The organism is Methanospirillum hungatei (genome assembly GCF_020216685.1).
GTDB classification, from domain to species: Archaea; Halobacteriota; Methanomicrobia; order Methanomicrobiales; family Methanospirillaceae; genus Methanospirillum; species Methanospirillum hungatei_B.
Map to the genome: position 1 here is coordinate 1 of NZ_JAIWNS010000122.1, position 16390 is coordinate 16390.

Below are 16390 nucleotides of genomic sequence, written 5' to 3' on the forward strand. Positions count from 1 at the left end.
GGTATCCACCCCGTCAAGCCATATCCGTGCACCGGAAGGAGTTGAACTTACTGCAATACTCCCGGTAGGAATTGGTGAAAGAGTGGCGGATACGACAGTTGTCTGACCTGAAGTGACAGATACCGAACGGGTATAATCCAGGTATCCGCTGAGTTTCAAGGTCACCGAATAGGTTCCGATTGGAACTGATGTCTGAGTATAGGGAGTAACCTGACCGGTGTTCACTCCATCAACCCAGATCTGGGCACCGGATGGAGTAGAGCTGAAAGCAATCGTCCCTCCCGACGGATTTGAGGCGGTATATTTAAAATATGCAGCCCCCTCTCCGATACGGAGCCTTCCGGAGTATATTCTAAACCACCCTGATTCACCCCAGGATGTCCCCCAACTGTTCTTACAGATCCAGTAGGTCCTGCCATTTAACGTCCCCCATCCCACGATAATAATAGCATGATTGGCATAGGATGCACTGGATGTACTGTCAAGAATACCTGACCGGTATGAATCAAAGGTGCTCTCTGCATAGACTCCGGCGGCAACCGGACCATAGAGATAAATCGCCGTCTTTATCGCATCATCAGAGGGGATACTCCACTCATTCCCTCCACCGACATACCCCCAGGTCTCTCCTGCAGCCGTATCTACCGAATACCTGGTATATCCGGACAGACTCTTACAGGTACCTCCCGAAGCGGTATACGGATAGTTCGCCTCGGTAACCGTCCCGACACCACCACTTAAACCCGCTTTATTCACAAAGTATGCCATTGCGGTGAAGAGTCCTCCATTACATCCACTCTGATCACCCGCACAGTTCACCAGGTACTGCTCAGCATAATCGGGGTTTATACCCGGATTTCCGGATTTTATCTCTTTGTATGATTCAAAGGCACCGGTTGTTGCAAATGCCCAGCAACTTCCGCAACTTCCCTGATTCTTAATGGGAGTAGTATAATCTCCACCATTGTTCCGCCAGTCAAACGATGTGGGAAGTCCCTCCATTGGGGTGATACCAGGACCACCCATTATCGTGCTGCTTTTCAGATCATGTCTGAGTCCTTTCAGGTGTTCACGCTCTTCAGGACTCATGAGCATGATGGGATTGACAGCTGCTGTCCAGGAGAGATTATGTTCTTTCACATAGGCATTTATCTCATCCACTTCTGCTTGTGCAGTATTATATCGCTCTTCTTCACTCAAGGGATCCCAAAACCCCACGACCCCGCTTTGAGATCCCGATGATGAACAGGTCGGGCAGGAGGTCGATGATGATGGAGGAGGGACATTTGGGACCTGAACTGAAGATGGTTTTCCCCGAAAAGTGTCATAATCTGGAACTAGCTGCGTGTTTACAGACAGAGGAGTATTTATTATTGTAGAATTTATTGAATACAGGTAATCCGGCTGGGCATATTCAACCATCGGGTTCATCCGATACAGTTCGATCGCTTTCATCGTCCCGGTGGTGTTTGGAACATTGACAACCTGCATTCCCTCAACACCAAGGGTGGATGTGTCTGCAAGAACCGTCGCACCCATGGCTGCATGTGCCTCTGCCTGAATCTGACGTATGAAAGATGAGGGAGAATGGAGGTCTGTCTTAAACTTTACAATGACCCGGTCAGGAATATATGCTTGTGCAAATACAGAACTATTTTGCGTAATGTTTGTAGAAGTGATTAATTGTTCCGGTTCCACTTTTGGGGATATACTACCGGACAAAACTAATGACTGAGCAATGCCTGAAACAGGCCGATCTTCAGGAGAAGTTGATTCCGGGGTGACCGGGATTACAATCGATGGCAGGGAATACGGAGGAGAGAGACCAATATCAGGAGGTTTCATCACCACCTGGGAACGGGGCACCATAATGTCCTGTGTTGCAGCAACTGATTGTAAACCCACGCCCATGAGAATTGCGATAATGGATATGAATAATATAGATTTTATCATGAAAAACACCTCTTCAAAGATAGATACTATTACATAACCATTATATATAATCCTGGTTAAGCGCTCGCCATTTTATATACCTTAAAAGACTGAAAGCCCCCTATTAGGCAATAGGCAGAGATAGATTATAAATAATGAGTCGCGTTCATGAAGAAAGATGACCATTATCTCCAGAAATCGGTGCACGCACCAGATAAACTCCTTAAATCACACTCAATATTGATATTGCCACCATGGATATCAGCTAACAATGCGGCACTATAATTTGGGAATCAATATCTCTTTTTCTCACTATCTATCCAGAAAATATGAATTCCTTATTATTATTGAGTTAGATTTTATCCTATTGGGTTTAAAAATTTTTAGAGAATAAATTGAATTATCGTGTAGAATAAACCCAATCACCTGAGAAACTGAATATCCGATACATCCCATAATCTCCATGGAGCAGAGCCAATATCTACAGGATCATAATTCCACGCCCAACAAGCCCAAAAATATGCTCCTTTCCAGTGAATAAAAATACTTACCGCAATAAGGAAACATACAACACACATTTGAAAAATTTTTCCGGTTCTATCTTCCTGAAGAGAAGCAAAGACAGGAATCATGAAAAACATCAGGAAGGGCAAAACATCTGACATAAGTCGGGGACCAAATGAATGTCCCCCCACCAGGCAGGATATAATGAAATAGATAAGATATGAAGAATTATGATAGTTATTAATGTGATATCCAGTGGGGAGAAAATACGCTTTTTCAGTTTTATTAACAGCCCCCATAGACTTAGGATAAAGATTGGTGAATAGAAGAGTAAACCCCGGGCAGGGGAGAATAAATTTCCAATAATACCCTGAAATGCAGAATTAATAGACAAACCAAACCGACCTGCATGATCTGTAAAATATGGGCTCAATAAAGTACCATACATATCAAGATTTAACATAAAAAAGGGAATCAGAGTTCCTATTAGGATAAATAAATAAAGAATTGACCATCGACGATTGGTATAGAGAATATACAATGAAAAAAGAACCAGAGGCACAATATTTGTCGGCCTGATAATATACGCTATGGTAAGAGGGAGAGCAGTAATTGGGATAAAATATGAATGCTTTTTTCCGGAAATAAGGAAAAGAAGACCGATCTCAAGCATAAGAATTGATGGCGAATGCATCCACAAACCCCTGCTCGCAACAGACCAGATCGTTGTCCCAAAGGTGAATATTCCGGAGATGAAAAAAGCAAATTTTTGATCAAGATAGTACCGTGAAATGTAATAAAAAACAGTGATTGCAGCTGCAGAAAAAAAGGAAGCAAATAATTTCTCCAATATCACATGTGCCACAATTTTTTCGAAGAAAGCCATCTGACTTAAACCAAGTGACCATTTCACTACAAATAGCATGGGAGTTGATAATAGTGATGCACCAACAGGATAATAAGGATAATAATGCCCATTTACATAGATTATCTGATAATCAGGTCGATTTTCGTAATTTAGTAATCCTACATATTCATCAAGATCATAATTCTGCTCCCGGATCAGACTTTCAGAAAGAAATACTGAGTACTTCGAATCCGTTGAAATGATTACCGGGCTAAGTGAATAAACACAAAATGAAATAACAAAAATGAACAGGGCAATCTTCCAATCCCGTATGGGAATTGTCTGAAGAGATCTCATTGCACTAGTTCAATCAGGAGTCGTCATATACACTATTTATTATATTAATATTTGAACTCAAAACAATTATTAAAATATTATTTCTTTTTCTTATCCATCGCCTGCTGCTTGACCAGGTTCCGGATCCGATCTGCAGTACTCCCCTTGAAATCCACAAGGTCCCGTTCATGAACGGTCATGGTCGTTTCAGATGAGGGTACGTCGGTGATTGCATCCGCCAGTACATGATCCAGTTTCTTCGCCCGTTCCCAGCACTCCAGCGCCTCCTCATTTCTTCCGAGGCCACCGGAGAGGGTGATTGCCTTAAATGCCCAGAGATCAGGATTTGACGGATATATTGCAAGCGCCTGATCATATTTATCCACCGCCTCTTCGTACTTCCCCTGGTATGCCAGCTGATCTGCCTCCAATGCAAATGCATCAGCCTTGTTGAGGAGAACATCACGCTTGCTAAGAAATTTGTGAGTTGTATTTTCTGCCATATCTCTGATTCTTTCACATTAGGTGGGGACAGTATTTATGTTTTCACTCACATGAATCACGACCATCATTACATGAGTCGTATTCAAATCCATCGGCGGTGACATCATCTGCCCTATGAGATCGGGCGGTTAATGTGCAGCAGTAGTCAGGGACCCGTATATGAACAGGAACACTATTTAAAGAGACCCGCCCAACCAAAAAAAAGCAATCATGTATCTGTCTCTTCGATAAGGAGCCAGAACCAGAGGGGAAGATAGGTAATTTTCCTATCCATAAGGTTTTCCTCATCAAAAATGTCAGCAGTAATAATTATCCCCTCACCAAGCCCAAAATGAGTCATTGCAGAAATAAGCCCGCCTTTTTCTCTTTCCCGGGTTATCGGATCTGAAATATCAAAAGAGATCTGAATAAGCCGAATGGAGTCATCCCTGGATTTTATGACAAAATCAACCTCAACTCCTTTTTCATCCTGCCAGTAGTATATCTCTTTACCCTGACGAAGCAGGGCGATGTATACAATATTTTCAAATATTCTCCCAATATCATTTGAGAACCTGAAAGAGACTGCCTGCATCATCCCATGGTCGATGCAATAGAGTTTTTTGGGCTTTTGCATTTGTCTTTTTAATGACGTATCGTAGTGATTGACAGAAAAAAGCAGATATGCATCTTCCAGGTATGAGAGATATTTAATTATTGCATCTGTACTCAGGCTTTGATAATCAGAAAAGAGCCTTCTCAAAGAATTAAAGGTATGAGGTTTCGCAATATTGGATATACAGAAAAGAGCTAGTTCTTTGAAAATTTTCGGATTTCGTACTCCATGTCGCGACACGATATCCCGGTATATAATATCATCAAAATAGGATTGGAGTAATGTAATCTGATTCCCTGCCGGATACATAATCGCTTCAGGAAATCCTCCACGAACAAGATATTCATTGAAAATCCTTTTTATCTCAATCTTCTTATCAGAATATGCGATTGTATTCAGATCAAAGGAGATGTTTTTGTATTTTAGGAATTCAAAAAAACTGAATGGAAAAATTCTGGTGGTAATGTGCCTTCCAGTCAGCCGGGAAGAGATTTCTTCTGACAGAAGTGAGGCATTTGAGCCGCTTATTACAAATTTTATGTTTTTTCTTTTATCATAGATTCCTTTCAGCCATTTTTCCCATAAAGGAAAATTTTGTATCTCATCCAAAAAAAAATAGAGTTTTTGATCATCCGATGAGACATACAGTTCCCGAAATATATCTATTAATAGAAATAACTCATCGCCCTGGATCGGTTGTAATCTGTCGTCATCAAGGTTCAGGTAGAGAACAGATGACTTTGGCACACCTTGTATGAGCAGGTCTGAAATGAACTGGTACATAAAATAGGTCTTGCCACAGCGCCTCACACCAATAATATCATGTATATGAGGGAGGTCCATCTGAATCGGGCAATTTCTATAGTGTACAAAAGGCAATGCACTCTCCTGCCATTCAACGATCGCAGTTTTCAGTTTTGCCCGGGTGTCCATACAAAGAGATTGAATGCACAAGGGGATAGGACTATCGTATATGGACGATAAACTAGGGGAAAATCATCGAGAATAAACGATGGTCCTCCCCAAAAAAATTTAGCAGAACGATGAGAGAGCAAAATCAATGTTCATTGCCATAATAAATCCTCAAATCACAATACATACTAACAACGAGATTTCTCATTACTATTCCATGATTTGTGAACGTATTTACGATCCTAAAACGAAATAATGAATCATATTATGAATCGAACAACGAGATTTTTCTATATGCCCGGTTAGGGTATAACAGGGAGATTGGATACGCCCGGTTATTTGTATCTACTGTTTATTCGTTCCTTCCAAGGGTATACCACCTGTCCCGCTTTCGATGCGAAGGTACAGCCTTTGTAGAGAGACTATCATATATGCGAACTCCTGTGGATCGTTTTATCTGCCAAATCTCTGATTCTTTCATCCCATAAAGGAACACTCCTCATGCCTTGCATCGCAAAAATCATGACCATCATATCGCTGCCGTCAAATACGATGATGATCAAATAACTCGATGAGTTCATGGAAAATAAGTACGAGATATCATCATCCCTTCAGTCACTTCTCGACCATATTGAGGAACAGCTGGGAACAACGATACATCTCTCACGAAAACAGGAAGCCCCACGAAAAGGGATACTGCTTGATCAATATACCTACCAGGGATCGCGTAATGTCATCGCATTTTCCAACCAGCAGATCGGTATGCTCAAGGACTTTGTCATCGCGCAGAATGCAATTAAACTTCTGCTTCGGGGTATTGCGGCAAAGAATAATGCCTATAAAGTCCTCTCCTTTGATGCGAAATCTGCAACCTCTGGTATGGAACAGATCTATCTTGATGTCTTAAAGGATGAAAAGACCCGCCACCTGGACTTCTGGATCAAGAAAAAACTGATGTTTTACCTGTACATGCTCTTTCATGAATCCATCATCGAACTTCCGTGGACTCTGCTCTCAAATGTGGTGGTTGCAAAACTCTGTCCGGTCATGCGAAACGCGCAGGTCTACTACCTCATGAAAGAGAGTATGCGTGACATGCATGATCTGGTCTCATTTAAGGATTATATCCCCCGTCGGTATTTTGTCATGCATAATGGCATGTTCTTTGCCCGTGACCTGATGCTCGGTGAGGTCATGAGCGAGATGAAGTTAAACCCGATGATCAATATCCCGGAACTGAAGAAGTTTAAAAATCTCAATCTTATGGAGATGCTTACCCACCGGTGGCAGAAAAACCCATGGTACCAGACCAAGCTGGTCGGGGATGCCATGGTCAATATCTTAAAGGAACTCAAGGTCGCCTCGGTCTGTGAGCATCCCCGTCCGGATACCTATTACCAGATCTATCAGATCGGTGAAGAGATCACGAACCGATGGATACGGCTCATGCAGATTGAGAAATATTACTTCTGGGATACTCCGGCCCATCAGGCTGCGGCGCTCAAGAACCAGGAGGAGTTTGAGAAGGAAGCGCGGATGGCGATATTCGGGGAGGTTTGAGGCAAACCGTGAAAAAGAAGATACTCTCATTTTTTTATCGGCACAGAAGTTACATCGAAACAGGGAAGATCTTAATAATTGCTATATTAGCACTCGTTTCACTTTTTGTCTCATTCTATGTCCTTCTCGTCAGTACAGGAACTGGTTTTCAGTTTATGTATGTTTTCATCCCACATCTCTACCTGATTCCGATAATACTCCTTGCTCTCTGGTATCCAAAATCCGGATTACGCCTCATATTTCTTCTTTTAGTTTCTATCCTTGCATTTTGGTTTTTTGCAGACACCTTTGGATTCGAATTCAGCATACCGGTTGTATTCTTATATACTGGCCTGGATCTCGCGACCATCATGGTCCTCCTCCTCTATGTGAAGGACAGACATCTGGTAGAAGCGGTAATAACCGATCTTATGGAACGAAGTGAGAATAAAAGGAATATTCTGATAGATTTCAATCCCGATTTTGATACAATTATTGAGAATCTTGGCAGCACTGATGAGTATGTACGTGAGGAAGCAGTCCAGGCACTTTCCGGTCTGAAAGATGCCAGAACGGTTCTTCCACTCATTCGTGCCCTGGACGATGATAGTCTATTTGTCAGAAGAGCAGCCGCTGAAGCTCTTGGCAGAACGAATTCACAAAAGGCAATTCATCCTCTGATGAAAGTCCTCACTGAGGATGAACGTTGTGTCAGGGAAGCAGCAGCTGAAGCATTAGGGCATCTTGGCGATATCGCAATCCCGGATTTGATGCATAACCTGAAAAATGAAGACTGGAGAGTTCGAATCGGCTCATTAATTGCGCTGCGGGTAAGTACGGGTCATATTTCCAATATCGATCAGATACTCGTTACCCTATCAGATGAATCCCCGTATGTCAGACGTGAAGCCGTAAAGACCTTGGGAAGAATCGGAGATCCAAGTATTCTTCCATATCTCATTCAGGCGAGTAAAGATAAAGATTCAGGAGTCCGGCTTCGGGCGGTGAGAGCAATGGGGAAACTAGCTGAGCCAAAAGATGTTATTCCAGTTCTGAAACGATGTATACAGGATGAAGAGGGAGCGGTCAGGGTCCGGGCGCGTGAAGAGCTTGAGCGATTAAACGAGATGAAACAGGAAACCGTATCACCATGAAAACATAATTTCTTATTTTTTTAATAACATCCCAAATTTTTTAATGATAATTGAAGAGTAATAGATGCTTAAACAAAATTTATTTAAAAGCCGAATATCCTTAATACTTCAAAAAAAAAGGAAACCCCATTTTTTTGAGCAGTATCAGAAACATTAATCATTTAATCAGTAATAATTAACATTCAGGGATTAATATGTGGAAATATGATGAGGGGTTTAGTGGATTGGAGGCCGCTATTGTAATAATCGGATTTGTCGTTGTTGCGGCAGTTTTTGCTATGTCTGTCCTATCTTCGGGATTTATTGCAACTGAAGAATCAAAAGAGACAACAGTTGCGGGATATAAACAGGCATCATCAACGGTGTATATTGAAGGAGCGGTGTATGCCTCATTGGATTCCGGAACCCAGGCGTTGGATAAGGTATGGTTTAGTGCAGGAATTCCTGAAACCGGACAGCCACAGGATTTATCAAAGATGATTATTGTGTATACTCATTCGAAGGATCCAAATACATTTCGGACCTATGAATATGGCCCTACTCCATCTGATCATACTTTTGGTGTGGAAGGGGGACCTGTGATGATGCCCGGAGATAAAAAAATATTCACTCTGGCTGAAGTAAATGGACCAATCCCAGGCGGATGGTTTACCATTGAGGTAAAACCACAGATGGGAGCTCCAACCTTTGTCACCTATCATTTACCTGACTCATTTTCAGGAGGATCAGTATTGACCTGATCTGATCAATACCTTTAATACCTCATAGAGCAACAAAGATTTGTCCGGGTGAGCCGGACAGGTGTATTGACATGAAGAAAGAAGCAGCATTTTCTGGCCTTGAAGCGGCAATCGTTCTGATTGCATTTGTTGTCGTGGCCGCCGTGTTCTCCTACGTTATGTTGGGAGCAGGGTTCTTTGCAACCCAGAAGTCACAGGAAGTTACGTACTCTGGTATTAAGCAATCTACCTCGAATTTAGTTCTTGATGGGCAATTATATGGAACTATGTCAGGTAGCCCTTCAGCTTTAACGACTATTAAATTTTATCTAGCTATTCCTGAAGGGGGCCAACCACAAAAACTTTCAGATGTTTCCTTCTTATTGACAGTCAATAATGGAGCAGTGAATGATGTAAAATCATCAGCTACATTTAATCCCTCTACGGATGTGTTAGCAGCAGGTGATAGAGTTCAGGTAACATTAGCCTCATTATCTGGTCCTCAAGCTGGCGGTAGTTTCACCCTTGAGATTAAACCAAAGGTTGGTGCATCCACACTGGTAGCAAAGACACTTGCAACCGGATACAATGGTGGAGTGATCATCTAAACTCCTTTCTTTTCTTGAATATCTTTAATGGAAAATAGTACCTAATTACACTAGGTACTGTAATGAAATGTGTAAATAAACAACTCAAAATTATTGTCTTATTGGTTATTGCTTTATTTATTACTCTGATTTTTCGAATTCAGACATTTTCGCTTATTAACTCCGGACTCATCCCTCAGGTACTTACTCCCGACCCTTGGTACATCCTGAAACAGATCGACCTTGCATCTCACTCCCATCTGTCATATTCCTGGTTTGATCCCTTCACCAATTATCCACAGGGTGCTTTCATCCATTGGGGACCCCTTCTTCCAATTACCGGGACCATTATTGCCTTAATCACAGGCAATACACAGACCAATGCAATGACCTCTTTAGTATCATGGCTTCCCGTCATGATAGCAATCCTGACAATCCCTTTAGTATATTATTTCGGACGTCATCTTCATGGAGATTTTTGTGGAATTTCTGCCGCCATCCTCATCGCAGTAATCCCCGGCAGCTATCTGATCAGGTCAATGTACGGATATGTTGACCATCATATTCTTGAATCGTTCTTCATGCTTGCCTATGCATCCGGGTTTACGCTTTCCATGAAAGGACTTTTCACTGATCATGCAGGTACATCCCCGGGCAAAAAGTCTGTAATATATGGTACAATAACCGGGTTGATCCTGGGTCTGGGTATGCTGAATTCACAAACTATGATTATTGCTGCAGGGATAAGCATATTATTTGTACTCGTTTTTGGTATTCAATTGATAAAATCAGACAAGAATACTCTCAATATCGTGCTTTTTCTGATTCCTGTTTCCTGTATTGGAGCACTGTTAACAATAGTATTCTATACCCCGGACCCGGCGGGTCCGAAAGATCTGTTATTTGATCCCATATTTCTTGCTTTTACCCTTTTTCTTCCAAGTGTAGTAGGGATATACCTGGCAGTAATACAGGCAGCATTCAGAAAGAAAAAACTATCATATAAATGGATTTTTCCGGCCATATTCGCAGGGGGAATATTTACATACATTATAGGACTCCAACTCATCCCAAATTCAATACAATCACTTAAAGATACTCTATTTGGTATCGCAACCCCGGCATCATCATCTTATGCCATTGCTGAGTACCTCCCACTCAGTCCAGATGTTGCTTTTTTTAATTATCACATTATGCTCATTCTTTTCATACCCGGACTCCTCCTTCTTTTATACGAAGGACTTCGGAAGACCAATCCAATCGCCCTATACCTCCTTCTCTGGTCTGGAGCAACAGGAATATTGACTGTCATTAATACCAGATATGAAATCCTCCTTGCCGTTCCTCTCACTCTTACCATTGCATTTCTGCTCAGTTGGATATTCACCTATCAGAAGACGATACCCGAGACCTCTGAAAAAGAAAACACCATATGGCAGGATAGACCGGGTGCAATAGTATCCTTAGTACTTCTCATCGGAACCTGCACAATTTCTCTCTGCATCGCAGGAATGGTTGCAACAGCAGATTATAACTATCAACCATACGTTGCATCAGAAGACTGGATCGAAGGACTACTCTGGATGAAAAATGAAACGCCTGATCCGGGTGTGAATTACTACCAGGTATACCACGCTGATTCATTCAGATATCCGGATTCAGCATATGGAGTACTTTCCTGGTGGGATTATGGACACTGGATTACCACAATAGCCCACCGGATGGCAGTCACAAATCCATTCCAGGCAAACCTGGATATGGCAGCACAGTTCTTCATGAGCAGGTCAGAAAAACCTGCAGACATTATCACTTCTGAAAATTCTATCACATATATCATCTCCGATGCCGACATGCTCTTTGATACCATGCAGATGATGATGCGGGTGTATTCACCTGATGCAACTCCTGGACAATACATGGGATTAATCTCCATAAATGATACCGTAACCGGAAAGCCGGTAAGTTCAATTGGCTACCGCCAGCCATTCTACGAAAGCATGGTAACCAGGCTGCATGTTTTCGATGGATCCAGTGTGCAAGGAGAGGAGAAAATTCTGGAGCAGGAAGGAACACCAGTCCCGGGTACTGATATGCTTGTCATCTTCCCCGGCGGTCCGGATCCGGAGATTTCTGAATCAATCATCAGACCGCTCAAGGATATTGAGGCTCTCCAGCATTATCGTCTTATCTGGGAATCCAATACTTCATTATCAACCACTGATGAGCATGACATCCGGAAGGTCAAGATATTTGAGCGTGTTCCTGGTGCTATCATCCAGGGAGAAGGGACGATTGAACTGCCAATAATCACGAACCGGGGGAGAGAATTCACGTACCGGCAGCAGAGTATAAATGGAACATTTATTCTTCCCTACTCAACCAATAAGACAGCCTGGCCGGTTCATGCAACAGGACCATATAGGATTAAGGAAACGGGAAAGGTGATTGAAGTAAGTGAAACGATGGTTCAGAGATCAAATCAATAATATGGCCTAATTATATTATTACACAAAAAATTCCTAATTTTGTTACAGGAATAAATTGCTTAATGATAATTGCTCAGGCAAGTTTGCCCACAATTATATGCAATGAAAATCATTTACCAATTAAAAATGTATAATAGATACTGGAACACTCATGAGCACCATTAAGGAAGTCATTGATCGCTTCCCTTCTGAACTTCAAAATCCCATGTTAGAATTCTGGGGAGTTGTTAAAGAAACCCTTGGCGTAAAGAAAGAAGATTTCACCGAATTAAAAAATATTGTCTTTGAATTAGCTGAAGCACAAAGAGATTTAGCACAGGCACAAAAAAGAACCGAAATAAGAGTTGAAGAACTAACTGATGCTCAAAAAAGAACCGAAATAAGAGTTGAAGAACTAGCCGAAGCCCAAAAAAGAACTGAAGTTAAAGTTGAGGAACTAGCCGAAGCTCAAAAAAGAACTGAAGTTAAAGTGGAAGAACTAGCTGAAGCTCAAAAAAATACGGAACTCTCCATAAAAGACCTTACTCGAACAATCGAATTTAAAATCGGAGGTCTTGGAAGAAAATGGGGAATAGATTCTGAATGATCATTCAGAAATGGTCTGACTACTATTCTTTCAGAAACCGGGTATGAAGTCTTTAATTATATGGTCAAAGACACTGAAGGATTTGTATTCGGGCACCCATCAGAGATTGAGATAGATGTCATTGTCACCGGCGAGAAAACCCTTGTTGTTGAGATAAAATCTTCAGTAAGTAAGAGTGATGTGTTTATTTTTTTAAAGAAGGGAGAGTATTACACCAAAATGACCGGAAAAAAGGTAGATGGATTAATAATGATTGCACCCTTCGTAGAAGACTCTGCAAAAGAAGTTGCAGATATGTTCAATGTAACGATATGTGATTCCGTAATAGATTTAGGATCTGTTATTCAGGAAGCATCACAATAAGATAGATATAGTACCCTATTAAAAAACCGGTCATGAACTAAATAAGATTAATTATCATATTCCTTTTATTATCCTCCTGTATATGATTCAATGAGAGATCCGGTCCGATCTGGTGATGCATCATTCACTGCCTATACCCGGTCAACGAAATCCGGAACATACTCCAGAGTGGGCAGAATGAGTAATTCCTCTTTATATGCAGGAATAACAACTCCAATATTTTTTATTTCGATACATCAGACCTCATGTGTACCATTATGTAATGATAGAATTATCTGTGAATGCATTGAATGAGTAAATATTTATATATTCAAATATTAATACTCACATAGATTTAGTTCTTTAATATTATAAAGTCTATCAAAAAACTGGAACCGACGGATAAAATTCCTATGAGTTCCTATCGCCCATCCTATTGAAAAACGCATAATCCCTATTGATGTGACTGGGTGTAATTATGAACACAAATAAAAAGAAGATAGTAATTCGGGGTTCCAAAGTTCATGAGGTAGGATACAGGGTATTTTTATTAAACTGTGCTTTGAAAGCAGGACTTTCTGGTTTCTCTGCATCCAATCAAATCTCCCCTGAATACACCCAAATAATCAATGTATGTATAGAAGGGGACAATGATTCTATCAAAGATTTTGAAAAAGAAATTCGGGAGAATTGGCTAGTCAAAGCCTTAGTAGATGAAATATCCACACATCCATATAATAAGCGAGTGATCAATATTCAGGATTTTATACAACTCTTATATATAGAAATCCTAAACAGGGCTTTACATTTTTAAGCAGCAAAATGAATTCAGGAATGAATCGAGAACTACCATATTCTTAAATGCAAAGAGAACTATGAGGAACATATATGTCACTCCGCGGTTCACCTCCAAAACCATGAGAATGTAACCCAATTATCATTGAAATCATCCTTATTAAGAGAATGGCTTCATATTTACGAAACGCAACCACCGCAAAATAAAAAACTTATTCCACTAATTCCCCACAGGTAGGAACAATATGAAACGGGTGAACATTATCTCCAAAGGTTATGTTCAGGGTGTAGGATATCGGGAGCATGTCCGAAATGCTACCTTCATGAAACATATCAGGTTATGTTCAATATCTTGAGTCAGACGCCGTTGAAATAATCGCAGAGGGACAAGAGAGTGATCTTACAAACTTTATTGAGGAGATCACTGTGAGTGAATACCCGATTGATGTCCAAGATATGAACGTCACATGGCAGGAACCAACAGGAGAGTATAAAATTCGAAATCATTCGTGGGGATAATGACCAGGAGTTATTTGAATTAATTGATGTAGCCATAACACGCCTCTGCTGTGCACTCGAAAATAATTCAATAAACCAGGAAAAGTAGGATCAGATGAGGTGAGAAGAGGATGAGACGAACCCCTTCCTGATAGTCTCTATTATTACTCCACCTCATGGAACCGGACACACCGATCTCCGGTAAACACCAATACCCATTTCTTCAGTTTCTTAAGCCCCGCGAGTTCAGGGGATGCAGAATACTTACTGAGCTGCATAATTCCATCATTCAAGACCTCCTGAATCCTTTCCTCGCATGCATCTTTCACCTTCAGATATTTAAGCTCGAAAAGGGCACTGTAATCAGGATTCCAGGGCTCCCGTGCCAGCAGAGCAACGTCGATATACCCATCCGGCACCTCATACTCTGACTTGACCAGATAGAGATTACTCATGTGCGCAAACGTAAAAATAATGATCTTGATATATTTCTCATCAAATCCGATATAATCCCGGTTCGAGAATGAATGTAGCAGTTCCTCAATAAGGGTAACCAGTTTTCTACACCTCCCCTCCCATGCGATCTCTTCGATAGCATGCAGTACTGACCCGGTATCCGGATGGTACTCTGCTTTTCGTGAGATGACATCCATGAAAAAATCTGAATAAATCCCCCGGATAACAAAATTCGGGATCTGAAGCCTGACCCTCCCGGGCATAGTATCCCTGATGGTCAGAAGTCCGAGGTAGAAGAGGAGGGATTTAAAATCATCCGGAGTAAACCTTCTCTCCATGGAGAACTGATCAGTCAGCCGTGCAGTAACATATCCGGCGTCAAGAATCTCCTGCAATACCGTAAAATTCTGGTCAGAAGATTTCAGTCTCATAAGCCGGTCCATCTTACCATAATCACGTGCGATATTCATATCCAGTAATTTTTCCGGCGGTTTATGTCTGACAAGATAACTTTTGATATAATAGAGGATCATATCACTGTTAAAAAGCCGGACATCTGCATCTTCCGAGAACAGGTACCCATTATAATACTCACGCAGTGTCCTGACCAGGTCAGGAGTATACAACTCAGCAGGGAGAATCTGTATGAGAAGACTCCTGATCTCCTGTTCAGTAAACCCCATCATCTCATGGAAGATCGGATTTCTGGTAAGATCATCTGCAATATTAAATCCGGATGTAAGACTATCCAGGGTAACCGGAGAAACCCCGGTTGCAAAAATTCTTCCTACACATGTTTGTGTCCCGATCTTTAGTGCTTCATACCATTTCCTGATAAAGCCCTGCCTGCTTAAGGAATCCTGAAAGAGATCCAGATCAAAACTGAGAAGTTCATTTGCAAAATGGTCATACTCATCAATGAGGATGAAAACCCGCCCTCTCATTTCGGAAGGCAATTGAGAGAAAAAACCAGTCAGCATATCTGCCGGATAACCGGAGAGGTCCAGAGTGATGTCAAGATGATACTGTTCAATAAAACGAATAAGGGACTGCTTTGTCCTGGAGGAGATGCTGGCATAGAGAGAGTCTTCAGAGCTGGTCGCTAACGCAGAAAAGTTAAAACTTAAGATATAGTAGGAGCTATGTTTTGATGTTGGGTTGACGCCGATATCGGTTCCGGAGAAGAGGAAAGGAAAACTATCGCGTTGATTGAAGTCATAATAATTCTCTAACAAAGAGACAAAGAGACTTTTCCCAAACCGTCTGGGGCGCAGGAAAAATACATATGGAGCCGGATTTTCCTCTAGAAGACGAATATACGAAGTCTTATCAACATATACATATCCCTCTTCTATGATGGTCCGAAAATTACTGATACCATAAGGGATCCTTTTTTGCACCATAGGATACAGAGAGTTTGAACATATAACAGTATAGTTTCACTGCTCATGTCCGAAATGACGAACCATAATCCTGCCTATTCTCTATCTGATATTCTCACATTTTATCATCGGGTTGTCAAAAAAAGGGCCAGATGATTCGAAAATGCCTGATAACCTCTCAACAACCATGTATTTATGCAAAGATACGCTATAATA

Annotated in this window: 13 protein-coding genes and 1 pseudogene; 10 read left to right on the plus strand and 4 right to left on the minus strand. The window is 41.3% G+C overall.

Going from position 1 to position 16390, the window contains the following annotated elements; genetic code table 11:
• The 3 genes from LDL35_RS07660 to LDL35_RS07670 form a co-directional block, all read right to left on the minus strand.
• A partial coding sequence (locus LDL35_RS07660) for a C1 family peptidase (protein ID WP_304021217.1) occupies positions 1-1953 on the minus strand: 1953 nt, incomplete at its 3' end.
• 1764 nt (positions 1954-3717) lie between these two features.
• Entirely contained in the window at positions 3718-4122 is a 405-nt protein-coding gene (locus tag LDL35_RS07665) for a tetratricopeptide repeat protein (protein WP_304021220.1), read from the minus strand.
• Positions 4123-4331: 209 nt separating this feature from the next.
• Positions 4332-5651: an ATP-binding protein gene (locus tag LDL35_RS07670; RefSeq protein WP_304021223.1), complete on the minus strand. Its 1320-nt coding sequence runs from the start codon at positions 5649-5651 to the stop codon at positions 4332-4334.
• A 558-nt stretch (positions 5652-6209) separates the two neighbouring features.
• Here LDL35_RS07670 and LDL35_RS07675 point away from each other — a divergent pair.
• From LDL35_RS07675 to LDL35_RS15295, 10 genes and pseudogenes are all read left to right on the plus strand, one after another.
• A complete protein-coding gene (locus tag LDL35_RS07675) occupies positions 6210-7190 on the plus strand; it encodes a hypothetical protein (protein ID WP_304021226.1) in 981 nt (326 codons plus the stop codon).
• A gap of 8 nt (positions 7191-7198) precedes the next feature.
• On the plus strand, positions 7199-8323 hold the full coding sequence (locus LDL35_RS07680) for a HEAT repeat domain-containing protein (protein WP_304021228.1): 1125 nt from the start codon (positions 7199-7201) through the stop codon (positions 8321-8323).
• Between the two features lie 194 nt (positions 8324-8517).
• Positions 8518-9063 (plus strand): flagellin, encoded by a 546-nt coding sequence (locus LDL35_RS07685; RefSeq protein WP_304021230.1) that lies wholly within the window; start codon positions 8518-8520, stop codon positions 9061-9063.
• 71 nt (positions 9064-9134) lie between these two features.
• On the plus strand, positions 9135-9650 hold the full coding sequence (locus LDL35_RS07690) for a flagellin (RefSeq protein WP_304021232.1): 516 nt from the start codon (positions 9135-9137) through the stop codon (positions 9648-9650).
• 62 nt (positions 9651-9712) lie between these two features.
• On the plus strand, positions 9713-12115 hold the full coding sequence (locus LDL35_RS07695; RefSeq protein WP_304021233.1) for an oligosaccharyl transferase, archaeosortase A system-associated: 2403 nt from the start codon (positions 9713-9715) through the stop codon (positions 12113-12115).
• A 151-nt stretch (positions 12116-12266) separates the two neighbouring features.
• On the plus strand, positions 12267-12701 hold the full coding sequence (locus LDL35_RS07700; protein ID WP_304021235.1) for a hypothetical protein: 435 nt from the start codon (positions 12267-12269) through the stop codon (positions 12699-12701).
• Between the two features lie 12 nt (positions 12702-12713).
• Positions 12714-12788, plus strand: a pseudogene (locus LDL35_RS07705) (hypothetical protein); the annotation flags it as partial.
• On the plus strand, positions 12762-13064 hold the full coding sequence (locus tag LDL35_RS07710; protein WP_304021242.1) for a hypothetical protein: 303 nt from the start codon (positions 12762-12764) through the stop codon (positions 13062-13064). The pseudogene LDL35_RS07705 and the gene LDL35_RS07710, both read left to right, overlap by 27 nt.
• Before the next feature lie 457 nt (positions 13065-13521).
• Positions 13522-13857: an acylphosphatase gene (locus LDL35_RS07715; protein WP_304021237.1), complete on the plus strand. Its 336-nt coding sequence runs from the start codon at positions 13522-13524 to the stop codon at positions 13855-13857.
• A 311-nt stretch (positions 13858-14168) separates the two neighbouring features.
• Positions 14169-14357, plus strand: a complete 189-nt coding sequence (locus tag LDL35_RS15295) for an acylphosphatase (RefSeq protein ID WP_369694897.1) — start codon at positions 14169-14171, stop codon at positions 14355-14357.
• Between the two features lie 143 nt (positions 14358-14500).
• On the opposite strand, the gene LDL35_RS07720 is transcribed toward LDL35_RS15295, so the two are convergent.
• Positions 14501-16195 carry an ATP-binding protein gene (locus LDL35_RS07720; protein ID WP_304021240.1) on the minus strand — a complete coding sequence of 565 codons (1695 nt, stop codon included), beginning with the start codon at positions 16193-16195 and terminating at the stop codon, positions 14501-14503.
• Positions 16196-16390 lie beyond the last annotated feature (195 nt).